This is a genomic window from Serratia sp. JSRIV002 (assembly GCF_019968725.1).
Lineage (GTDB): Bacteria > Pseudomonadota > Gammaproteobacteria > Enterobacterales > Enterobacteriaceae > Chania > Chania fonticola_B.
In genome coordinates, this window is sequence record NZ_CP074143.1 from 1693918 (window position 1) to 1717179 (window position 23262).

General features: G+C 54.5%; 18 protein-coding genes and 1 tRNA gene. 13 read left to right on the forward strand and 6 right to left on the reverse strand.

All coding sequences use genetic code 11. The features are described from left to right. Nucleotides 1–3 precede the first annotated feature (3 nt). The 6 genes from KGP26_RS07865 to nagB all read right to left on the reverse strand — a co-directional run bounded on the left by KGP26_RS07865 (nt 4) and on the right by nagB (nt 6456). A tRNA-Met gene (locus tag KGP26_RS07865) sits at nt 4–80 on the reverse strand. A 217-nt stretch (nt 81–297) separates the two neighbouring features. After that, nucleotides 298–1962 carry an asparagine synthase B gene (gene asnB / locus KGP26_RS07870; protein ID WP_021179986.1) on the reverse strand — a complete coding sequence of 555 codons (1665 nt, stop codon included), beginning with the start codon at nt 1960–1962 and terminating at the stop codon, nt 298–300. Between the two features lie 468 nt (nt 1963–2430). Next, entirely contained in the window at nt 2431–3183 is a 753-nt protein-coding gene (locus KGP26_RS07875) for an HAD-IIA family hydrolase (RefSeq protein WP_021805320.1), read from the reverse strand. Between the two features lie 67 nt (nt 3184–3250). Then, nucleotides 3251–4471 (reverse strand): N-acetylglucosamine repressor, encoded by a 1221-nt coding sequence (locus KGP26_RS07880; protein WP_059200140.1) that lies wholly within the window; start codon nt 4469–4471, stop codon nt 3251–3253. A 26-nt stretch (nt 4472–4497) separates the two neighbouring features. Continuing rightward, the gene (gene nagA, locus KGP26_RS07885; protein WP_094982651.1) at nt 4498–5637 is read right to left on the reverse strand and encodes an N-acetylglucosamine-6-phosphate deacetylase; all 1140 of its coding nucleotides are present in this window, start codon (nt 5635–5637) and stop codon (nt 4498–4500) included. Nucleotides 5638–5655: 18 nt separating this feature from the next. Continuing rightward, the gene (gene nagB, locus KGP26_RS07890) at nt 5656–6456 is read right to left on the reverse strand and encodes a glucosamine-6-phosphate deaminase (RefSeq protein WP_021805317.1); all 801 of its coding nucleotides are present in this window, start codon (nt 6454–6456) and stop codon (nt 5656–5658) included. Between the two features lie 336 nt (nt 6457–6792). On the opposite strand from nagB, the gene nagE reads away from it, so the two are divergent. From nagE to KGP26_RS07955, 13 genes are all read left to right on the forward strand, one after another. Beyond that, on the forward strand, nt 6793–8826 hold the full coding sequence (nagE, locus tag KGP26_RS07895) for an N-acetylglucosamine-specific PTS transporter subunit IIBC (RefSeq protein WP_037375135.1): 2034 nt from the start codon (nt 6793–6795) through the stop codon (nt 8824–8826). Between the two features lie 192 nt (nt 8827–9018). Then, complete coding sequence (gene glnS, locus KGP26_RS07900; protein ID WP_021805315.1) at nt 9019–10683, forward strand: glutamine--tRNA ligase; 1665 nt, start codon at nt 9019–9021, stop codon at nt 10681–10683. Between the two features lie 517 nt (nt 10684–11200). After that, nucleotides 11201–11389, forward strand: a complete 189-nt coding sequence (locus tag KGP26_RS07905; protein ID WP_021805314.1) for a DUF4762 family protein — start codon at nt 11201–11203, stop codon at nt 11387–11389. Between the two features lie 208 nt (nt 11390–11597). Then, complete coding sequence (locus KGP26_RS07910) at nt 11598–12266, forward strand: thioredoxin domain-containing protein (protein ID WP_094982653.1); 669 nt, start codon at nt 11598–11600, stop codon at nt 12264–12266. Next, the gene (locus KGP26_RS07915) at nt 12266–13213 is read left to right on the forward strand and encodes an ABC transporter (RefSeq protein WP_209523547.1); all 948 of its coding nucleotides are present in this window, start codon (nt 12266–12268) and stop codon (nt 13211–13213) included. Before KGP26_RS07910 ends, KGP26_RS07915 begins: the two co-directional genes overlap by 1 nt. A gap of 24 nt (nt 13214–13237) precedes the next feature. Further along, nucleotides 13238–15376, forward strand: a complete 2139-nt coding sequence (locus KGP26_RS07920) for a peptidase domain-containing ABC transporter (protein WP_223665255.1) — start codon at nt 13238–13240, stop codon at nt 15374–15376. Nucleotides 15377–15384: 8 nt separating this feature from the next. Beyond that, nucleotides 15385–16536, forward strand: coding sequence for an efflux RND transporter periplasmic adaptor subunit (locus tag KGP26_RS07925; protein ID WP_371824939.1), 1152 nt, complete (start codon nt 15385–15387; stop codon nt 16534–16536). Then, nucleotides 16529–18484 (forward strand): ABC transporter permease, encoded by a 1956-nt coding sequence (locus KGP26_RS07930; RefSeq protein ID WP_223665256.1) that lies wholly within the window; start codon nt 16529–16531, stop codon nt 18482–18484. The genes KGP26_RS07925 and KGP26_RS07930 overlap by 8 nt, the downstream gene beginning before the upstream one ends. Further along, on the forward strand, nt 18484–19887 hold the full coding sequence (locus KGP26_RS07935) for an efflux transporter outer membrane subunit (RefSeq protein ID WP_371824860.1): 1404 nt from the start codon (nt 18484–18486) through the stop codon (nt 19885–19887). The genes KGP26_RS07930 and KGP26_RS07935 overlap by 1 nt, the downstream gene beginning before the upstream one ends. Then, entirely contained in the window at nt 19880–21130 is a 1251-nt protein-coding gene (locus tag KGP26_RS07940) for a beta-ketoacyl-[acyl-carrier-protein] synthase family protein (protein ID WP_223537968.1), read from the forward strand. Before KGP26_RS07935 ends, KGP26_RS07940 begins: the two co-directional genes overlap by 8 nt. Nucleotides 21131–21132: 2 nt before the next feature. Beyond that, nucleotides 21133–21924, forward strand: a complete 792-nt coding sequence (locus KGP26_RS07945) for a MaoC/PaaZ C-terminal domain-containing protein (RefSeq protein ID WP_223537970.1) — start codon at nt 21133–21135, stop codon at nt 21922–21924. A gap of 17 nt (nt 21925–21941) precedes the next feature. Then, a complete protein-coding gene (locus KGP26_RS07950; protein ID WP_021805305.1) occupies nt 21942–22190 on the forward strand; it encodes an acyl carrier protein in 249 nt (82 codons plus the stop codon). 4 nt (nt 22191–22194) lie between these two features. Next, nucleotides 22195–22929: an SDR family oxidoreductase gene (locus tag KGP26_RS07955; RefSeq protein WP_223665257.1), complete on the forward strand. Its 735-nt coding sequence runs from the start codon at nt 22195–22197 to the stop codon at nt 22927–22929. The last annotated feature ends 333 nt before the right edge of the window (nt 22930–23262 follow it).

Consider the following 23262-nt stretch of genomic DNA (forward strand, 5'->3'; position numbering starts at 1 on the left):
GATTGGTGGCTACGACGGGATTCGAACCTGTGACCCCATCATTATGAGTGATGTGCTCTAACCAACTGAGCTACGTAGCCATCTTTTTCGCTCAACCTTCATCGGCGTTGCGGGGCGCATTATGCGTATATGGCCGATTTGCGTCAACAAGTTTTTTCCCGAAAAAGCGACTGAACGGGTTGTTTGACTGGGTTGTGAACATTATGGTGATAAATTCGGCAGATTAGGCCATTAACGGTTGAAAACATCCACAAAAAAGCGGGCCATCAGGCCCGCCGAAGGTAAAGCGCTGACGGTTTACTTATAAGCGGATTGGTGTACGCCTACGGCGCGGCCTGATGGGTCGTCCATCTTTTTGAAGGATTCGTCCCATTCAATGGCTTTTGCCGACGAGCAGGCTACGGAAGGGCCGCCAGGGACACATTCCGCTGCGCTTGGCAGTGGGAACAGTTCTTCGAAAATTTCGCGGTACAGGTAGCCTTCTTTGCTGTTTGGCGTGTTGTACGGGAAGCGGAAACGTGCGGTTTCAAGCTGTTGATCGCTAATCTGCTTGGCAGCGACTTCTTTAAGCGTATCGATCCAGCTGTAACCGACACCGTCGGAGAACTGTTCTTTCTGGCGCCAGGCCACGCTAGCTGGCAGGTAAGACTCGAAGCATTGGCGAATAATGTGCTTCTCCATCTTGCCGTTGCCGCACATTTTATCCTGCGGGTTGATGCGCATCGCCACGTCCAGGAAGTTTTTATCCAGGAATGGCACGCGGGCTTCTACACCCCAGGCAGACATCGCTTTGTTGGCGCGAGCGCAGTCGTACATATGCAGCGCCAGCAGCTTACGCACGGTTTCCTCGTGGAATTCTTTGGCATTTGGCGCCTTATGGAAGTACAGGTAGCCGCCGAACACCTCATCAGCCCCTTCGCCGGACAGCACCATCTTGATGCCCATCGCTTTAATCTTGCGTGACATCAGGTACATCGGCGTGGAGGCGCGGATGGTGGTGACGTCGTAAGTTTCGATGTGGTAGATCACATCGCGAATGGCATCCAGACCTTCCTGTACCGTGAAGTGGATTTCATGGTGGACGGTACCAAGGTGGTTAGCGACCTCTTGAGCCGCACGCAGATCCGGGGAACCTTCCAGCCCGACGGCGAAGGAGTGCAGCTGTGGCCACCAGGCTTCACTGCGCTCATCATCTTCTACCCGGCGTGCGGCATATTTTTTGGTGATGGCAGAGATCACCGAGGAATCCAGCCCGCCGGAGAGCAGCACGCCATAAGGCACGTCGGACATCAGGTGGCTTTTGACCGACTCTTCCAGCGCGTTGCGCAGGGCGTTGGCATCGGTGACGTTGTCTTTGACGTTGTCATAGTCGAACCAGTCACGCTGGTAGTATTCGCGGATTTCACCGTCCTGGCTCCACAGGTAGCTGCCCGCCGGGAACTCTTTAATGCTGCGGCAGACCGGCACCAGCGCCTTCATCTCAGAAGCGACATACAGGTTGCCGTGCTCATCATGCCCCATATACAGCGGGATGATGCCGAGGTGGTCGCGGCCAATCAGGTAGGCGTCTTTTTCAGTGTCGTATAGGGCAAAGGCAAACATACCTTGCAGATCGTCCAGGAAGTTCGGGCCTTTTTCCTGATACAGCGCCAGGATCACTTCGCAGTCGGAGCCGGTCTGGAACTGATAATGCTCACCCAGTTGCTGACGCAGGGCCTGATGGTTATAAATTTCACCGTTAACCGCCAATACGTGGGTGTGCGCGGCGTTGTAAAGCGGTTGAGCACCGTTATTCACATCAACAATCGACAGGCGCTCGTGAACCAGAATGGCTTTATCGCTGGCGTAAACGCCGGACCAGTCTGGGCCGCGATGGCGCATCAGGCGCGACAGTTCCAACGCTCTTTTACGCAATTCAACCGGATCGGACTTCAGATCGAGCACACCGAAAATAGAACACATACAAACTCTCCTAACGACATTTTATGGCGGTGATGTGATGTACAGCGCGCCTACAAGTAAAGTCAGCGGCGCGGCTTCTGATAATGAAAATGCGTTAAAAGCTGAGGTAGATGCAAGCGATTTAACGTTACGCTGAAAAATAGTCTTGGGGTGGGGTGCTAAAATTAGCGGATATGCATTTTTTAGCGGTAAAAATTGTCGAATGTCTAATTTATTGCCGAATGAGGCGAGGGTGAGATAAATTTTCAGGCGTTTTGATGATCGATGTTTCCCCTCACCCCAACCCTCTCCCACAGGGAGAGGGAGCCAGCGCAGAGTCGTTGTCACGTGCAGAAGTTTGATCTGCAATAAGGGGGATGTTTAAGGCGAACCTTTGCTACTGAGGGAAGAACGCCAAAACATCAGCGAACTGGATCGGTCCCCTCTCCCTGTGGGAGAGGGTTAGGGTGAGGGGCCATTGCTTGCGGCTTAAAAAATGGTGATATCCGCCACGGAAGGGAAGATATGGCTCGGGCGGAACGGCATGGATTCAACATCGTCCAGGTTTGAGACGCCAGACAGCACCAGCACGGTTTCCAACCCGGCCTGGAAGCCAGCCAGGATATCGGTGCGCAGGTTGTCCCCGACAATCACCGTCTCTTCCGAATGTGCCTGCATCTTGTTCAGCGCGGCGCGGATAATCCACGGGCTAGGCTTGCCGACATAAAACGGCTTACGGCCGGTGATCTTCTCGATCGGCGCGCACAGAGCCCCACAGGCCGGTGTGAAACCATGGCCATGGGTATCCGGGTTGGTGGCAATAAAGCGTGCCCCGTTGTTCACGAAGAAGGCCGCTTTATGCATCATGTCCCAGTTGTAGGAACGGGTCTCACCCACGATCACGAAATCCGGGTTGATATCGGTGATGGTAAAGCCGGCTTTGTAGAGTTCGTGGATCAGTGCGCCTTCGCCCACCACATAGGCTTTTTTACCTTCCTGGCGGCGCAGGAAATCGGCCGTCGCCATCGCTGAGGTATAAAAAGCGCTTTCTGGCACGTCCAGGCCAGCGGCGGCAAAGCGGTTGGCCAGGTCCTGGGCGGTTTGTGAAGGGTAGTTGGTTAGCACCACCAACGGCATCCCTTGTTCCTGAATACGAGCCAGGAACAGATCGGCTCCAGGGATCGGGGTATTGTCATGCAGCAGCACGCCGTCGATGTCACATATCACGTTTTTGATAGTCATTGTTGCTGGTCTCATGATGAACGGCAGGGCAAAAAAGCCAGAAGTGCATCCCTGCCAAACAGGCAGTTTAACTTTCTAGCAGCCGTTGGAGAAGTACACCGTTGAGCATTGCCCGTTTTGCCAGGGCAAAAGCACCGATCGCTGAACGATGATTGAGTTCGGAAGTGACCACCGGCAGGTTTCTGCGGAAATCCTTCAGCACCTGGGTGTTGATGCAGCTTTGGATGGCGGGTAACAGCACTTTGTCCGCTTCGGTGATTTCACCGGCGATCACCACTTTTTGCGGGTTGAACAGGTTGATGGCGATGGCTACCGCCTTGCCCAGATAGCGGCCAACGTGTTCGATCACTTCGCTGGCCAGCAAATCTCCGCGATTGGCGGCTTTGCAGATGGCGGCAATGCTACAGTCTTCCAGCGTCATTTTGCTTGGGTAGCCCTGACTCAGCAGGTGGCGTACGCGTTGTTCGATAGCAGCGTTGGCTGCCACGGTTTCCAGACAGCCGAAGTTACCGCAGTGGCAGCGCTCGCCGAGGGGATCGATTTGAATATGACCAATCTCCCCCACGTTGCCGTTATTGCCGAGGAAGATTTTGCCGTTGACGATGATCCCGGCGCCGGTGCCCCGGTGCAGCCGCACCAGAATGGAGTCTTCACAATCCCGGGTAGCCCCGAAGTAGTGCTCCGCCAGGGCCAGGCTGCGGATATCGTGGCCGACAAAACTGGTGACGTTGAAGCGTTGCTGCAGACTTTCGACCAACGCCCAGTTATCGACGCTGATGTGCGGCATATAGCGCACTACACCTAAAGCCGGATCGACCAGGCCAGGCAGGATCACGGCAATGGCGATCAGTTCGCGCAGTTTGCGCTGGTAGCTTTCGATAAACTGCGCAATGGCGTTGAGCAGTGCGTTTTCCAGTGTCTCCTGGGTGCGTTCCGGCAGAGGGTAGTGCTCCTCTCCGAGCGACTTACCGCTCATATCGTACAGAGTGATAGTGGCATCATGGCGCCCAAGGCGGACAGCAACGGTGTGGAAATTGCGGGTTTCGCTGACAATGGAAATGGCACGGCGGCCACCGGTGGAGGCTTGCTGATCGACCTCTTTGATCAGCCCGCGCTCCAACAGTTGGCGAGTAATTTTAGTGACGCTGGCGGGGGCTAGCTGGCTGAGTTCGGCAATCTGAATGCGCGAGATCGGGCCTTGCTGGTCGATCAGGCGATACACTGCTGCGCCGTTAAGTTGCTTAACTAAGTCAACATTCCCTATTTGTGCTTGTCCGCCAGTGCTCATCAATAATTCTACTCGCTGTTCATGGATTAAACCTCGTTGCCGTTAACGAGGGTCTTGGTGATTTGGTAATCACGGGTAAAGGCGGTCAGGTTAGCGACCTTGCCAGCTTCGATGGTGCCTAAACGTTGTTCGACACCGATAGCGCGAGCCGGATAGAGCGTTGCCATACGCAGCGCTTCGTCCAGTGCGATACCGACATGCTCTACGCTGTTCTGCACCGCTTCGATCATGGTCAGTGCGGAGCCGCTCAGCGTGCCGTTTTCGTCAACGCACAGGCCGTCACGATAATAAATGGTTTTACCCGCGAAAATAAACTGATCGATATCCGCGCCTGCTGGTGCAGTAGCATCGGTGACCAGCACCAATTTATCACCTTTTACCCGCTTGGCGTTACGGATACTCGCCCAGGCCACGTGGTGCCCATCGGCAATGATGCCGGTATACACTTCTGGCGTGTCGAAGATCGCGCCCATCAGGCCCGGCTCGCGGCCACTGATGTACGGCATGGCATTATACAGATGGGTGGCGAAGGTAATGCCTGCGGCGAAACCCACGCGTGCCTGATCGTAAGTGGCGTTGGAGTGGCCTGCGGATACCACGATCCCGGCGTCGCTCAGCTGTTTGATAAAGTGTGGTTCCACCATTTCTGGCGCCAGGGTCACTTTGCTGATCACGTCGGCATTGGCACACAGGTAGTCAATCATCTCGCTGGTAGGCTTGCGGATAAACGCCGGGTTGTGGGTACCTTTCTTCTCCAGGCTCAGGTACGGCCCTTCCAGATGCAGGCCAAGGGCCTGATTGGGATGGTTCTTCAGATAAGCGCGCATCACGTTGATGCCGTGCTTCATATAATCGTCGCTGCAGGTGATCAGCGTTGGCAGATAGCTGGTACAGCCGGATTTCTCGTTGGCATGCTGCATGATTTCCAGCGTGGTTTCCGAGATGGCTTCCAGTGAGTCGTTAAATTGCACGCCGCCGCAGCCGTTAAGCTGCACGTCGATAAAACCGGGGGCTAGGATGGCGCCACCCAGATCGCGCGTTTCGATGCCTGCTGGCAGCTCGGCCAGTGGGCAGACTCGTTCAATCAGGCCATCAGCAATCACTACCGCATGGTCATCAAGCACGTCGTGGCCGGTAAAAATCCGGCATTGGGTTAAAGCGAACATGTAGCCCCCTGCAAAAAATTAAAGACTATTAACGCTTTCCGCTTCCAACTCGCGGAAATACTTAACGGTTTTCACCTTCAGTTCCATGGTGGACGGTTCGTCACAAACTACCACGGCTTTGGCATGCAGCTGCAGGCAGCTGATGGTCCACAGGTGGTTGATGCTGCCTTCCACTGCGGCTTCCAGCGCTTGTGCCTTGCCACGGCCAGTGACCAGGATCATCACTTCTTCCGCATCCAGCAGGGTACCCACGCCGACGGTCAGGGCATATTTTGGCACCTGGCTTACGTCACCGTCGAAGAAGCGGGAGTTGGCGATGCGGGTTTCTTCGGTCAGCGTTTTGATACGGGTGCGTGAAGCCAGAGAAGACGCTGGTTCGTTGAACGCAATGTGGCCATCGAAGCCCACGCCGCCCATGAACAGGTTAACTTTACCGTAGGATTTCATCTTGGCTTCGTACTGACGGCACTCTTCGTCAACGTCTGGTGCGTTGCCGTTCAGCAGGTTGATATTTTCACGTGGGATATCAACGTGGTCGAAGAAGTTACGGTACATGAAGGTGTGGTAGCTTTCCGGGTGTTCCTGCGGCAGGCCAACATACTCGTCCATGTTGAAGGTCACGACGTGCTTGAAGCTGACTTCACCGGCTTTGTGCATCGCGATCAGGTGTTTGTAGGCTTCCAGCGGGGTGCCGCCGGTTGGCAGGCCAAGGACGAACGGGCGATCTGCGGTCGGTTTGAAGGCGTTGATACGCTGAACGATATGGCGTGCGGCCCATTTGCCGACTTGAGTAGTGTCTTGTAGTGGGATAAGTCTCATCGTACACCTCTAGGTAGAATAAACTGTGTCTATACTGGTACGGGCAACAACCGTAGCTTAAAGCGTAACTCAGCTTTGTGAAGCGGGTATTCGGGATTACTGCCCGTTGATTTTTTGAATGATAAAATAAGTTTTGTGCGATGGCTAGCAATGTGGCAGTTTAACACTACTTTTTGGTGACATTTGTCACAAAAAAGGAGGTTTTAATTTGCGATACGAAATAATTTTTTTACACTCCGCATGAGTGATACGTGCCAAACGTTATTTCTAAAAAGGTAGTGAGTTATCTCAATAAACTGCCAATAGGGTCCGGCATCGGACGAATAGGGGGAAAAGGTGAACATTCTTAGTTATTTACAAAAGGTGGGTCGGGCCTTGATGGTTCCGGTAGCCACACTGCCTGCCGCGGCCATCCTGATGGGTGTCGGCTACTGGATTGACCCGGTTAGCTGGGGTGGGGACAATGCTCTGGCAGCCTTGTTCATCAAATCTGGTGCGGCCATTATCGATCATATGTCGGTCCTGTTCGCCATTGGTGTGGCTTACGGTATGTCCAAAGACAAAGACGGTGCTGCTGCACTGACCGGTTTTGTCGGCTTCCTGGTAGTGACCACGCTGTGTTCACCTGCCGCCGTGTCAATGATTCAGAAGATCCCTCTCGATCAGGTTCCAGCCGCCTTTGGCAAAATCGAGAACCAGTTCGTGGGTATCCTGGTGGGTATCATTTCTGCCGAAGTCTACAATCGTTTCAGCGGTGTTGAACTGCCGAAAGCGCTGTCATTCTTCAGCGGCCGCCGTCTGGTGCCAATCCTGATCTCCTTCCTGATGATCCTGGTTGCCTTCATCCTGATGTACATCTGGCCGGTGGTGTTCAACGGTCTGGTCAGCTTCGGTGAGCAGATCCAAAAGCTCGGCTCTGCCGGTGCCGGTATCTACGCCTTCTTCAACCGTCTGTTGATTCCGGTCGGTCTGCACCATGCGCTGAACTCGGTATTCTGGTTTGACGTTGCTGGTATTAACGATATTCCTAACTTCCTGGGTGGCTCGCAGTCTATCGAAGCGGGTAAAGCGACTGTCGGTATCACCGGCCGTTACCAGGCAGGCTTCTTCCCAATCATGATGTTCGGTCTGCCTGGTGCAGCACTGGCCATCTACCACTGCGCGCGTCCTGAGAACAAAGCGAAAGTGTTGGGTATCATGATGGCGGGGGCGTTTGCTGCCTTCTTCACCGGGATCACCGAGCCGCTGGAATTCTCCTTCATGTTCGTTGCGCCTGTGCTGTATGTGATCCACGCCATTCTGACCGGTATCTCCGTGTTCATCGCGGCCAGCATGCAGTGGATTGCCGGTTTTGGCTTCAGTGCCGGTCTGGTGGATATGGCGTTGTCAACGCGTAACCCACTGGCGACTCACTGGTACATGCTGATCCCGCAAGGCCTGGTGTTCTTCGCTATTTACTACGTGGTGTTCCGCTTCACCATCAAAAAATTCAACCTGATGACCCCAGGCCGTGAACTGGCGGTTGCCGGTGACGAAACCGACGGTTATGACGTGGATACCGCTGCGGGTAAGAACGAGGATGAAACCACTACCCTGGCTCGTCGCTATGTGAGCGCCATCGGGGGTTCTGACAACCTGACCGGGATTGATGCCTGTATCACCCGTCTGCGTTTGAACGTCAAAGATTCTGCGTTGGTGAACGATGCTCTTGCTAAACGCCTGGGTGCTTCTGGCGTGATCCGTCTGAACAAGCAAAGCGTGCAGGTGATTGTCGGGACTCGTGCCGAACTGATTGCCAGTGCGATGACTAAAGTGATTGCAGCAGGCCCGGTAGCGGCAGCCTCTGCTCCAGCCGCCGCAGCCGCTGCGGCAGAAGTTAAACCGCAGGCTGTTCCTAACGTTGCTAAAACCGTGTTGGAAGCGCTGGTGGCGCCGGTAACCGGTGAAGTGGTGGCTCTGGATCAGGTGCCGGACGAAGCCTTCGCCAGCAAAGCGGTCGGTGACGGTGTGGCTATTCGCCCAACCGATAAAACCGTCGTGGCGCCAGCTGATGGCACCGTGGTGAAGATCTTCAACACCAACCACGCTTTCTGCCTGGAAACAGACAAGGGCGCGGAGATCGTCGTGCACATGGGTATCGACACCGTGGCGCTGAACGGTCAGGGCTTCAAACGCCTGGTGGAAGAGGGTGCTGAGGTGAAAGCAGGCCAACCTATCCTGGAAATGGATCTGGAATACCTGAACGCCAACGCGCGCTCGATGATCAGCCCGGTAGTGGTCAGCAATGCTGACGACTATGCTGGCCTGACGGCGCTGGCAACCGGCAATGTGGTTGCTGGTCAAACCAAGTTGTTTGAGATCCAGAAATAAGTTGGGTTTAACCCTGGCTCCGCCCGGGCGTTAAACGGGCGGTAAGCAGTATCAGCGGGAAAAGAGCGATCTTTTCCCGCTTTTTTTGTTTTTGCAGCACGGGAACTTGACGAATAACGGTTGTTTCTGGGCGCGGCTTATTGGAACATAGAAGGTTATATGTGTAGCGCTTTGCATTTGAGGAATAGTGACATGAGTGAGGCAGAAGCCCGCCCAACCAATTTTATCCGTCAGATCATTGATGAAGATCTGGCATCAGGGAAGCATACGTCGGTTCATACACGTTTCCCACCGGAGCCTAATGGCTATCTGCATATCGGCCATGCCAAGTCCATTTGCCTGAACTTTGGCATCGCCAAGGATTATCAGGGCCAATGTAACCTGCGTTTCGATGACACCAACCCGGTAAAAGAAGACATCGAATTTGTCGACTCCATCAAGCACGATGTGGAGTGGTTAGGCTTTACCTGGAGCGGCGACGTTCGTTATTCCTCGGACTATTTCGATCAACTGCACCAGTATGCGGTTGAGCTGATCAACAAAGGCCTGGCCTATGTTGACGAGCTTTCTCCCGAGCAAATCCGTGAATACCGTGGCTCGCTGACGGCTCCGGGCAAAGACAGCCCGTACCGTACCCGCACGGTTGAAGAGAACCTGGCGCTGTTTGAGAAGATGCGTAACGGCGAGTTTGCCGAGGGTACCGCTTGCCTGCGCGCCAAGATCGATATGGCCTCGCCGTTTATCGTGATGCGCGATCCGGTGATCTACCGCATCAAGTTTGCGGAACACCACCAGACCGGGAACAAATGGTGCATCTACCCGATGTACGATTTCACCCACTGCATTTCCGATGCGCTGGAAGGGATCACCCATTCGCTGTGTACCCTGGAGTTCCAGGATAACCGCCGTCTGTACGACTGGGTGCTGGATAACATCACCATCCCTTGCCATCCGCGTCAGTACGAGTTCTCACGCCTGAATCTCGAATACGCCATCATGTCCAAGCGTAAGCTGAGCCAACTGGTGACCGAGAAGATCGTTGAAGGCTGGGATGACCCACGTATGCCAACCGTGTCCGGCCTGCGTCGTCGTGGCTATACGGCCGCCTCTATTCGCGAGTTCTGCCAGCGTATCGGCGTCACCAAACAGGATAATAACGTCGAGATGATGGCGCTGGAGTCCTGTATTCGTGACGATCTGAATGAGCACGCACCGCGCGCCATGGCCGTGCTGGATCCGGTGAAGGTGATCATCGAGAACATGTCGCAAGACGTGGAAATGGTGACCATGCCTAATCACCCGAACCAGCCGGAAATGGGCAGCCGTGAAGTGCCGTTCAGCCGCGAAGTGTATATCGATCGTGCAGACTTCCGTGAAGAAGCCAACAAGCAGTACAAACGTCTGGTGCTGGGCAAAGAAGTGCGCCTGCGCAATGCGTATGTGATCAAGGCTGAACGCGTAGAGAAGGATGCAGAGGGTGAAATCACCACCATTTTCTGCACCTACGATCCCGATACGCTGAGCAAAGATCCTGCCGATGGCCGCAAGGTGAAAGGCGTGATCCACTGGGTGTCTGCTGCACACGCCTTACCGGCAGAAATTCGCCTGTACGATCGTCTGTTCAGCGTGGCTAACCCGGCGGCGGCAGAGGACTTCCTCGCCACCATCAACCCGGAATCGCTGATTATCAAGCAAGGCTTTGTTGAGCCAAGCCTGGCAACTGCCCAGCCGGAGAAAGCCTACCAGTTCGAGCGTGAAGGCTATTTCTGCGCCGACAGCCGCCATTCTACGGCCGATCGTTTGGTGTTTAACCGCACCGTAGGCCTGCGTGACACCTGGGCCAAGATTGGCGCTTAAGCTTAGCCAAGCCTAGCGTGTTTCCTTGCCTGTTTGTCTCTTGATCGGATCTTCTGGTCAAGAGACATCTTCTGTTTTGCTTTGAATGCTACCCTCATGTCGTTTCCCTTCCCGCTGACTGTCCCTGATTTTGGTCATTTGGCCTGCGTGCTGTTAACTGTCACTCTACGCCCATAATAAAATCAGGGTAATAAACTCGCGGGATTTATCTGGCCTGCATTTTATTTTGCGTAAATTTTGAGTCGCTCACCTTGGCTTATTCCTATTACTAAATATCGAAATAACGAAAGGTTGCGACCACTTATACTTATATTTTGGCGCTCTGCGTATTAGCCATAAATTCATTGATCTGCGTTTGTTGATCGGCTATTCTTGCCCGAAATACAGGGTGGTAAATAATAATCAGCATGCTTTAATAAAGGCATATTTTATTGTGTCTTTATACTAAGCATGGTTATTTTCTATCAAGATAGATAATGCCAAGGCTGATTTATACTCACTATATAAGGATTATGTTGTGAAAAAGCTTACTGTTTCTCAAGCCAACTCAATCGTCGGCGGTACCTGTAAAACCTGTACTACCAAATATGTCGCCTCTGGTTTTAAGTGCAATATGGTAACAACCTGTACCGACAAAACCGGTAAAGTCATCAGCCAGGACTCTAAACCTACTGCGCTGGCCAATTGCGGTATTATTGAGCAGTAATACTGAGTAAAGGTTTCCTGCTGCCACCGTCCTTACTACCTTTGAATAGAGGGGTGTTGAGTCCGAGTTACGCTCAAGCCTGTGTCCAGTAAGGGCGGATAACGTGGACCCTTATTCAGCGTTTACTTCAGTGCTGATGCGACTTTTTCGTGTCAGCCTGTTTCGCAACGATAAAGCTAATTAGCAGGCCTTTTTAGGACGAGTTTTTATGTTCAGAACCCCTCTGTTTATTACCCTGTATACGTTAGTGGTTATTATTGTTTCATCACTTATGACGACAGCCTATTTTCACTATTTTGTATTGAATACTAATGACGATCAGCAAAGCCTGATCGCTTTCGATAATAATAAGGTTAACAATAGTCCGATCAAAGAAGGCAATACCCTTATCGAACTCTTCTCTTATGGCTGCCACTACTGCGCCCTGAATGAAGAAAACCTGGATAAGCTGGAAGCGCGGATGCCTGCCGGGAGCAAGTTGGTCCGTTTGCATATCAATAACGAGCAGATGAATGGTTTGGCCAGTTTTTCCTCGTTGTTTGCGACGTTAACGGTAATGGGCATTGAACCGCAGCACCGTCAAAGCGCCTATGACGCAATTATCCGGGACAAGGTCGATCTGAGTAACCCTAAAAATCGTGATATCTGGCTGCAGGAGCAAAATATCGATCTCGAGGAGTACGCCCGTGTTAGCCAGACCCCGCAGGTGAAAGCCTTGCTGAGCTATATGACCGAAGTCTCCCGCTATTACAACATAGATGCAACGCCGAGCTTTATCGTCAACAGGAAATGGTTGGCACTGCAGGATCGTGAGTTCCCCGAGTTTGCTGACCACTTGTTGTCGTTGTTACAGCATGACAAGCCGCTGGAGCCCTAATGCGTTTCTTTGCTGTGTGGGCCTATCTGGCATGGCGAAATAGCCTGGCAACGCTGATGCGTAGTCTGGCGCCCTTGCGCAAAGCACAGAGAGGTGCCGTCTGTTGGTTATTGCAGCACGGTGATTATCGTTGGTTTCTTGTGCTGGCGGCGTGGGGCAGAAGGTTGCGGCTGGGAGACCGAGGGGAGCGTAGGCGTGCTTTTGTGGCCGCCGCCAATAAGCAGTGCTTGCTTGGCGATGGCCGTAAATTGGATTTTGCCGGGATGAGCTATCGTCGGCGGCTATTGGATCTGGCCGCTACCTATGGGCAAAGCCCACAGATACAGGCTCAGATGGAGCGTTGTAAAGCGCAGTTGAATGCCGTGGTGGAGCCTTTGCATCAAGCCGGTTCGCCGGTGGTGCTAGCTCCGTTGCATATGGTTTCCGATGTGTTGGCCGGGATGGTTGGGGGGGCGGCTTTCCCTGGTCAGGCAACGGTGATCGTTTCCAGTAGTGTGGAAATCTATCAGGAACAAGTCCGCCAGCTAGGAAAGGTCAATCTTGCTTATTGTTCGATCCATGACGATAGCCGGGAAATTGCCGGCAACCTGATGGCGGCGATCATGGAGGCAGCGGATCATCGGCGCAACATCATGATCTTCCCTGATATCACCCCTGATTACACCGTCAATGCCAATACGGCGGCAACGGCAAAACTACCTTGTCGGCTTTTTGATCGCCCTGCCAATCTGCACAGCGGAGTGATACGCATTGCCCGGGCGTTATCGGCGCAGGTGGTTTTTTATTACCTGTATTACGACCAGGAACTCAAAATCCATATTGAGCCACCGGTGCAGGCTCGCAGCCTGAAGGCCAGGCTGCCGGAAATCATTGAAGCGTCGATAGCTCGGCATCCTGAAGACTGGCTGTTATGGCACTCGCATTCGTTATTTTTTATCAATGAATAATCTGGAAATTGAAGAAGTCAGATCATGGAAAAGATAATCCCGACGCAGGTTTTTCAAGGTGAAACCAATGAGTGTGGGTTGGCCTGCATCGCCATGCTGGCGCAGACGCAGGGCATCGATGCCCCGCTGGAGAACTTGCGTGAACGCTATCCAGCGTCGCAGCATGGCACCTCGTTGACCACGTTATGTACCATTCTCTCTGAGCTGGCCATACCCGCTTACCCGGTGATTTTCGATCATGGTGAGCTGGCGGAGCTGCCGTTGCCTGCCATTTTACACTACGGTGCCAGCCACTATGTGCTGTTGGCGTACCGCCAAGGCAACTATGTTTGTGTGATGAACCCGGCGATAGGCCAGCAGCTGTTGCCCATCGATGCATTAAAACTGGAAATCAGCGGCTACGCGCTGGTGCTGGACAGTGAAAGACAACCCGACCCAAAGGCACAGGCTGATAAAAAGCGCAGTACGAGTTTTAAAGCCCTGGAGTGCATGAGCCTGAAAGAGACCGCCAGAATGCCGGGTATCTATCGGCTGATGGTGCTGGCCTTTCTGATCTCCTTAACCCTGTTCATCATGCCGACGATGGTAGGCAGCGCCATCAATCAGGTTTACTCCTCGGCGGGTGACGCCGACTTCCCGTATTTCTATTTCCTGCTGGCGTTTTTTGTTTCTACCCTGCTGGCTTTCGCCGTGCGTTGGGTTACGGAGCGGTTTATCAAACGCTTTGTGGTGGTCAACAGCGTTGCCGGTTTCTCGCGGTTACTCGGTAATTCGCTCAACTTCTTTGCCAAACGCGCACCGGGCGACGTGTTCAGCCGCTTTTCCAACTGGCAGCTTGCGTCCGGCATCAAGATTGAGCTGGATAACGGCCTGCGTACCGATTGGATTATCGGTGCTATCGCGTTAGGCGTTATGTGTTACATGAGCCCGCTGCTGGCGATGGTCTCTGGCGTTGGCGTGACGCTAATGGGATTGATCAGCATCTGGGCCATCTATCGCGATCGCTATTACACCCAGCAGTTGCAGGTAAAAACGGCGGAGCAAAGCGATTTTATTCTGGAAAGCATTCAGGGTTTTTCCACCATCAAATCCGCTGGGCTGGACAGCCAGCGCAAAAGCGTGTTTGCCCGCTACGCGCTGTCTCTGTTTACCTGCCAGCAGCAGCAGAGGATCTATGAGCAGGTAAAAAGCAGCCTGTATCAGCTGATCGGCAGCCTGGAGATGGTGTTTTTCATGCTGCTGGCGTTGCCATTGTTGAAAAAGGGGGTTCTGACGCTGGGGGAGTTTTTTGCCTACAGTTTTGTGCGGGAGATTTTCACTTCGTATATCACCAAAATATTCTACGCCATTTTGCAAAAGAACCAGCTGCACGTCATTGATACCCGTGCGCGGGATCTGTTTCCTTCCAGTTCTGAGCATGAAGCGGCACCTAAAACGCTCCCGCAGTTCAGCTCTCGGTTGAGTTTTCGCCATATTGTCTTTGCCTACGATGCCCAGTTGCCGGTGCTGCATGATTTGTCGATATCGCTGCAACCCGGCCAACGGATTGCCATTGTCGGTGAGTCGGGGACGGGCAAAAGCACGCTGCTGAAAGTGATGACCGGCCTGATGGCTCCGCAGCAAGGTGAGGTGGTGGTCGATGGTCAACCGGTCGATTATCGGCAGCTACACACCTTGTTCTTCCTGCAAAGTCAGGAAGATATTTTGTTCAATGCCTCGGTGCTAGAGAACATCACGCTGTTTGATGAGAACGTGGATGAGCATCAACACCAGCGGATTAAACGTTCCCTCGAGGGGCTGAATCTGCACTCGGTAGTAGAAAAACTGCCGGGTGGCCTCAACGCCCTGATCCGTGAAAGCCATGCCGGGTTATCCCTGGGGCAGCGCCAACGCCTGTTGCTGGCACGGGCAATGTACAGCAACTGCCCGGTGCTGGTGCTGGATGAACCCACAGCCAACCTGGATGAAAATACGGCGCATCAGGTGATGACGACCTTGCTTGCCCATTGCCGTGAACAGCACAAAACGCTGATCACCGTGACACACAGCGAAAGCGTGCTGTCGATGTTTGATCGGGTTTATCGCATGGACAATGGGGGGATGGCGCAGGTTGATACCCTGTTCGCATCGCAACCAGACCTGACAGCGGCAGCATACTCATGAAGATTAAAATGACAGGAACGAAGCTGCTGATGGTTGTGCTGGCATTGGCCGCATTGAGCGGTGCGATTGTCTGGTATGCCATGACGCCAACATCAGATGGCACCCTCAATACTGCCGAAATTACCCGCGGTGACATTGAGAAAACGGTGCTGGCTACCGGGGTACTTAAACCGTTGCTGCAAGTCAGCGTCGGGGCGCAGGTCAACGGGCAACTGCAAAAGCTGTATGTGAAACAGGGGGATCGCGTCACTCGCGGGCAACTGTTGGCGGAGATTGATCCTACGTTGCAGCAGAATGCGCTGCGTAAATCAGAAGCGGCATTACAAAGCGCGCAGGCGCAGAAACAGGTCACTCAGGCGATGCTTAAACAGTATCAGCAGGAACTGACCCGGCAGCGCAGAATGGATCGCGAAGGCTCCGGCATAAAAAGTGAGTTGCAGAAAGCCCAGGCCCAGCTCCAGACGCAGGTCGCCCAGCTAAAGGTGAATGATGCCCAAATCGTTCAGGCGCAGATGGAGCTGGAAACGGCCCGCGCCAACCTGGGCTTTACCCGCATTGTCGCGCCGATTGATGGTGAAGTGTTGGGGATTGTCACCAAAGAGGGGCAAACCATTGTCTCTTCTCAAACCGTACCCACCATTTTGGTGTTGGCGGATGTCGATACCATGTCAGTGCATACCCGTATTTCAGAAACGGACATCCTCAAGGTTCGCGTTGGGCAGCCCCTGTGGTTTTACGTGGTTGCCGATCCGAAAAAGCGCTATGAGAGTGTGATGGGATCGATCCAGGAAGCGCCTGGCGAGGCCTTGCTGGACGACAGCCTCGCGACGTCCTCGAGCCAACAAGCCTCTGCGGTGTATTACAACGGCGTATTTGTGATCGCCAACGCCCAGCGTTTGCTACGAACCTCAATGACTGCCCAGGTGTTTATCATCACCGAACAGGCCAGGAATATCCTGCGAGTGCCGGTTGCCGCCTTTGGTGCACAGCGGGATGCAGACCGCTATCAGGTGCAGGTGATGAATGGCAAGCAGCTTGAGCTACGTTGGGTCCGTATTGGGCTTAATGACCGGCAGTTTGCCGAAGTCAAAGAAGGGCTCAACGAGGGAGATCGCGTGGTGTTGAGCTCCTCGGTGACGGGAAGCGATCATCATGGCTGAACATAATGAGCCTTTGATCGCCCTGCGCGGCGTATCCCGCCATTTTGTGTCCGGATTGCAGACGGTGGCGGTGTTGAAAGCTATCTCACTCACCATTCAGCGGGGTGAAATGGTGGCGATCATTGGCGCTTCCGGATCGGGTAAATCCACGCTGATGAATATTATCGGCTGCCTGGATAAGCCGACGCAGGGGGAGATGTCCATCAAGGGTATTTCCACCCCCCAGGCCAGTAGCGAACAGTTGGCTCAATTACGCAGCCAGTACATAGGATTTATTTTCCAGCGCTATCATCTGATGCCGTACCTCAGCGCCGCTGAAAACGTCGCCATCCCGGCTCTGTATACGGCGATGCCGACGGCTGAACGTCAGCAACGGGCCGAGTATTTACTGACCCGGCTTGGGTTGCAGCAGCGTATCCATTACAAACCGGCCCAGCTTTCCGGTGGCCAGCAACAGCGGGTCAGTATTGCCCGGGCACTGATGAACGGGGCGGAAATCATTCTGGCTGACGAACCGACGGGGGCGCTCGATCGTGCCAGCGGCCAGGAGTTAATGGGGATCCTGCACGCGCTGCACCAGGCAGGACACACTCTGATTATCGTGACCCATGATCGTGATATCGCCAACCAGGCACAGCGCATCATTGAAATCAGCGACGGTGAGATTATTTCCGACAAGGCCAATCATGCCGTCGCGCCGTTGGAGGCCCCGCCAGCGCTGCCGGTTGCGGTGGCTACTGGCCGTACAAGGTTTTGGCAAAGCGTGAAAGAGGCCGTCAAGATGGCCTGGCGGGCCTTGTTGGGGCACCGCGCCCGGGCCTTTCTGTCGATGCTGGGTATCATCATCGGTATCTCTTCGGTGGTGTCATCCATGGCGGTCGGGGAAGGGGCTAGGCAAAGTATTCTCAATGAAATCAGCCAGCTGGGCACCAGCACGCTGGAGATCCGGCCGGGGCTGGGCTGGGATAATCTCCGCCCCGATTTTGCGCGGGCGCTCACGGTGTCCGATGTCGAACTGCTGGCGGAGCAACCTTATGTCGATAGCGTGTCGCCGTTGGTCAGCAATACGGTAAAAGCGGTACGTGGAGGCAAGCAGGCCATGGTGTCGATTTCCGGCATCAGCAACGCGTATTTTCGCGTGCAGGGCCTGCATTTCCTCTCCGGCAACGGCTTTACCGGGCGTGATCTGGACGAGCGTGAGCCGGTGGTGATCATCGATCCAGAACTGCGCGCCACGCTGTTTGAGCCAGATGAGTTGCCCGAGGGGGAGATCATCCAGTTGGCGGGGACGCCTTATCGGGTGATCGGTATTGCCGAGCGTAAAGGCGGCAAGTTCAGCGGCATGATGCTTGGGGCGTGGATGCCATACACCGCGTTACTGGAGCGGATGTCCGGCAATATGCCGATCGAATCAATAACCCTGCGGGTCAATGACGGCATTTCATTACGTGAGGTGCAAGGCCGGGTAGAAGCATTACTGGAGCAGGCGCATGGCCAGCGTGACTTTTTCACCCAGACCAATGACCAGATGACGCAGGCCATCCGCAAGGCGTCGGATTCCATGACGCTGCTAATTACCGCCATCGCCGGAATTTCCCTGCTGGTGGGGGGCGTTGGCGTGATGAATATCATGCTGGTCTCCGTGACGGAACGAACCCATGAGATCGGCATCCGCCTGTCGGTTGGGGCGCGTCCTGCGGATATTATGCGCCAGTTCCTGATCGAAGCGATGGTGATCTGCTCGCTAGGTGGGCTGATTGGCATTATCGGTGCCGGGCTGGCCGGGGTGATTTTCTCCTGGGTAACGCAGGAGTTTTCCATGATCTTTACCTGGCCACCGATGGTGCTGGCCTGCGGATTTTCGGCGCTGATCGGCCTGGGGTTTGGCTTTTTCCCAGCGCGTAATGCAGCGCGCCTTCACCCTACGGAGGCGCTGGCACGCGAATGATGATGGGCAAACTTTCCTGGACACTGCTATTCCCCTTGTTGCTGACGGGGTGTGGCTCATTAGTCAAAAGCGACTATCAGCAACCCATGCTTTCTGTGCCCTCCGAATGGCGGCAGCAGGAGAGCGGGGCAGGTTATTTACAGCACAGCCAACGCTGGTGGGACAGCTTTGACGATCCACAGCTCTCGACACTGATTGGTCGGGTGCTGACCAGTAACAACGATCTGGCGATTGCCGGATTGCAGCTACAGCAGGCGCGGCTGGCTGCGGGGTTAACGAATACCAACCTGACGCCGGACGTGGCGGTTAGCGGCGGCGCCAGCAATGAAAAAAACCTGCGCAGCAATACCACCCCGACGGAGTCTTACCGCACCTCGCTGGATCTGAGCTATGAACTGGATTTGTGGGGCAAGCTGGCGCGGGCCAGAGAACAGGCACAGTGGCAGGTTGAGGCCTCGGAGCAGGATCGGGAAAACACCGCGTTGATATTGATTGGTGATACCGCGCGCTATTACTGGCAGATCGCCAGCCTCAATCAGCAGATCACGCAACAGCAAACCGGGCTGGAAATCAGTAAGCAGACGCTCGACATGGTGCAGTCCCGTTACGCAGCAGGCGCGGCTGGGCAACTTGATGTATTGCAGGCGCAGCAATCGGTGATCGAGCGTGAAAACCGTCTGCGCCTGTTGCAACAACAGCGCGAGGAGGCCCGCAACGCGTTGGCCATCCTGTTCAACCGTTCGCCCACCGATCGTCAGGTAGAGCGATCTTCTCTGGACACCCACCAGGATGTACCGATAGCCAAGATGCTGCCGGTTGAGGTTATCGCCCGCCGCCCGGATGTGAAAGCGGCGGAAAGCCAGCTGCGCGCGGCGTTGGCAGGTTCGGATGTGGCCCGCCTGGGCTTTTATCCGACGCTTTCGCTGAGTGCCTCACTCGGGGCTGCCAGTCATGTTTTCCAGCAGTGGTTCAGTAACCCGGCCAGAACACTGGGCGCTAACGCTGCCTTACCGTTTGTGGAATGGAACACCGTACAACTGACCATCGAAAAGTCGGATCTGGATGTCAGGCAGGCGGCGATTGTGTTTCGCAGCACGGTCTACAGCGCCTTATCCGATGTGGATAACGCCATGACGCAGCGGCTTGGCTATCAGCAGCAAAGAAAAAACCAGCAGCAGAATCTGCAGCTAGGCCAGCAGCGTTTAGCGCTGGTGACTAGCCAATACCAGGCGGGAGCCGTTTCTTTCCAGACTCTGCTGGATGCAGAAGATGCCCTGCTGACCATTGAAAATAATCTGGCGGATCTGCAGTACGGTTACCTCAATGCCACCATGAAACTCTGGCTGGCACTGGGCGGCGGTGTGACAAAAGACAATGACAGGGAAAGGGGAAATCATGAATAAAGGTTTAATGCCGCGCCGAGTGGTGGTCACCGGTTACGGGGCGGTGACGCCGCTGGGAATGAGCGCAGCGCAAAGCTGGGCAGCGATCATGGATTATCAGCTAGGTTACCGTTATTGCGATAAATCCAGCGTCGGGATCCAGTCGCGTTTTCTGGGGCTGATCGACGAGGAGCCTAGCTTGAAAGGGGTTCCTGCGGCGATCCGTCGTCGCCTGCCACGTTTTGCCCGGCTGGTGTTGGCCGCAGCCCGTGAGGCGATGGCTATGGCGTTTCAGGGCGACAGCCCGGCGGCCCATTACGATCTGCTGGAGTGCGGCACGATTATGGGCAGCGGCTGGGCGGGGCAGGATGAAACCCATATGAATTATGAAGGCTATCTGCGCACGGGTTTGGGGTCACCGTTTGGCTGTTTCCTGTCGATGCCGAATGCGGCTACGGCGGCGTGCAGCCTGTTCTGGGGCCTGCGCGGTTATCAAAACAGCCCGATTGCGGCCTGTGCGACCGGGACGATCGCCATCGGTGATGCTTTTGAGGTGATCCGCAGTGGTCGCGCCTCCATGATGCTTGCCGGGGCCGGGGAGTCGCTGCGTACCGATGCCGCAGTGTGGAACATCGACATCCTTCGTGCGTTGGCGAGCGAGCAGGAAGATATCCGCAAGGCCTGCTGCCCGTTCAGCCTGGATCGCAACGGTTTTGTGCTATCCGAAGGGGCGGCCGTTTTGTGCCTGGAGGAGCGGGAAGCCGCGCTGGCTCGCGGGGCAACTATCCTTGGCGAAATCAAAGGTTACGGTAATTATTCCGATGCCGTCGATTTTACTGCCCCAGCCGAAGACAAGCTTGCCCGGGTCAAGACTATCGCGCGAGCATTAGATCAGGCGGGATTGGCGGCGGCGGATATCGACTATATCAATGCGCATGGCACTTCTACGCCGCTCAACGATCTGAACGAAACACAGGCCATCAAACTGGCCTTCGGTGAAGCCGCTTTTAGCACACCGCTTTCCAGCACCAAATCTTACTCCGGGCATCTGATTGCGGCGGCGGGCAGTTTTGAATCCATTATTTGCCTGCAAGCCATGCAGCATCAGGTGATGCCCGCGACCTGTCACCTGACGAATGCCGATCCACAATGCGATCTGGATTACATCGGTGAGGGGCATCGCTCTGCAGCGTTACAAAATACGCTGAATCTGAGCTTTGGTTTTGGCGGTGCTAATGCGGCCTTGGTCATCGGGCAGGCATGAGTATGGACCTCACTTATACCGTGCAAGATGCTGAAGCCTGGGCCGCATTTTCTGGCGATTACAATCCGATCCATTTTGATCTGCAACAGGCGCGCAAAATCGGTGTGGCGCAGCTGAGCGTACATGGGATGCGTGCGATGCTGGATATGAAACGCCACCTGAGCACAGCCCTGCTGGCTGCAGCGCCGGATCAGGATGGCTATACCTTCCGCGCACGTTTGCGCCAGCCAGTGTTGTGCCAGACGTCCTATCAGTTGCAGATAGCCAGCAAGGGAAGCTCGGTGACCGGTACGCTGCTGGACAGTACCACGCAGGAACGCTGTTTTAGCAGCACGCTGACTTCGGCACCACTCTTGCCATTGAGTGTTGGCGTGAAGGAACACTCGCTGACGATGGCTGAAGTGATGGCATTAGCCCGCCGATTTCCCGGAGAGGTCTCGGATATCACTCAGACTTGGGGGTTCTTTGATGCGCTGTTATTTCAGCTGTTGGTGCAATCGCCGGCAACGCTGAGCGCAGCGTTTCCCGAACTGGCTGCCGAGACGCTGCTCGACGTGTTCGCGCAGATCCCGGTGGTGCAGACACACCATGAGACCCACTTTAGCGCCCAGCTTTTTACTCCCGATCCCCATTTTCACCTTGCAGAGCGGCTGTACTACCAGATTTCGCCAATGTTGATCATGGGGGATAAACACAGCGGCTGGGTGTTACGGGCGGAGATCCAGGCTAACACGCTGTCGCAACCGCTGATAACAACGGCAGTCACCTTGAAAACCTGGCCGTTGGCCAGTTAAAAACATAAGGATATACCATGGAAAAGTATCAACAAATTTACCTCACCGTCAGCGAAATGATCTGTGACGCCAAAGATCTCGAGATGGACGACCTCTCGCCAGAGATGCCCTTGCATCAGCTAAAACTCGATAGCCTGGATTACGTCGAACTGATGGTGCTGGCCAAGCGTGAATTTGGCGCCACGTTGAGTGCCGAAATGTTTATCGATAAACCCAATATGACACTGGGTGAACTGTGCCAATCTCTGGCCGAACAGCATAAATAAGCCTATGACCAGACAATGGGTTTTAGTGACCGGCGGTAGCCGGGGGATTGGCCGCGCGCTGGTGGAAGAGTTGGCCAAACGGTGGAACGTGGTGCTGACCTGCCGTAGCGATCGATCGCCCTCAGCCGAGGTGATTGAGGCCTGTGCCGGCTTGCCTGGCTGGGTGGAAAGCGTTGTTTGCGATGGCAGTGATGATCAGGCGGTGAACCTTGTAGCACCAGAACTGTTGATCCGCCTCGGAGCGCCTGTGGCGGTGATCCATAATGCAGGGATCACCCAAGACAGTTTGCATATCCAACAAACTAGCGAGCGCTGGCGGCAAGTGATCGACACTAACCTCAATGCCGTATTCTACTGGAACCGGCACCTGCTGCCAGCCATGATGGGGCAGGGGGAAGGAGCTATCGTACTGATGTCTTCGGTAACGGGGATCAAGGGCAATGTGGGGCAGACGGCATACGCTGCCAGTAAATCGGCGATGATAGGCCTGGCCAAGTCGCTGGCGTTGGAGGTGGCGCGCTTTAACATCCGGGTGAATTGCCTGCTGCCGGGGATCATTCACAGCGAGATGACAGACGCGATCCCACCGGAGGCGCTGAAGGCGCTGCGCAAACAAATCCCGCTGCGGCGTTTGGGCAAGGCTAGCGAGGTCGCCAGGGCGGCTGTATTTCTGATCGGCGATGACAGTCGTTATATGACAGGACAGAGCCTGATCCTCGACGGAGGGTTAACTGCCTGACCCACTTGGGACGAACATGTTCGTCCCCTACAAATTTCCGCACCTAGTCCCGTGCACACAAGCTGCACCCTTTTCGGCTTTCTTTATCCCTAAAACCAACCCTCCCTTGCGCTGTTGTTAGCGGTGATCACGCTTGTTTTTTTCTAAGAATTAACTTGGTTATCACTGCATGTCATTTTTCATCATCTCGACTTATATATTCGCGATGCGAATTAATATCATTTATAGAGCGCTCTCATTTTTAGCGCCAATCGGCGTTTTTCGCTTGCTGAAACCTTTCAATCCACAGGGAATTAGCTTTTTTAAGATTTTATTATCTGATTTTATTGGGAA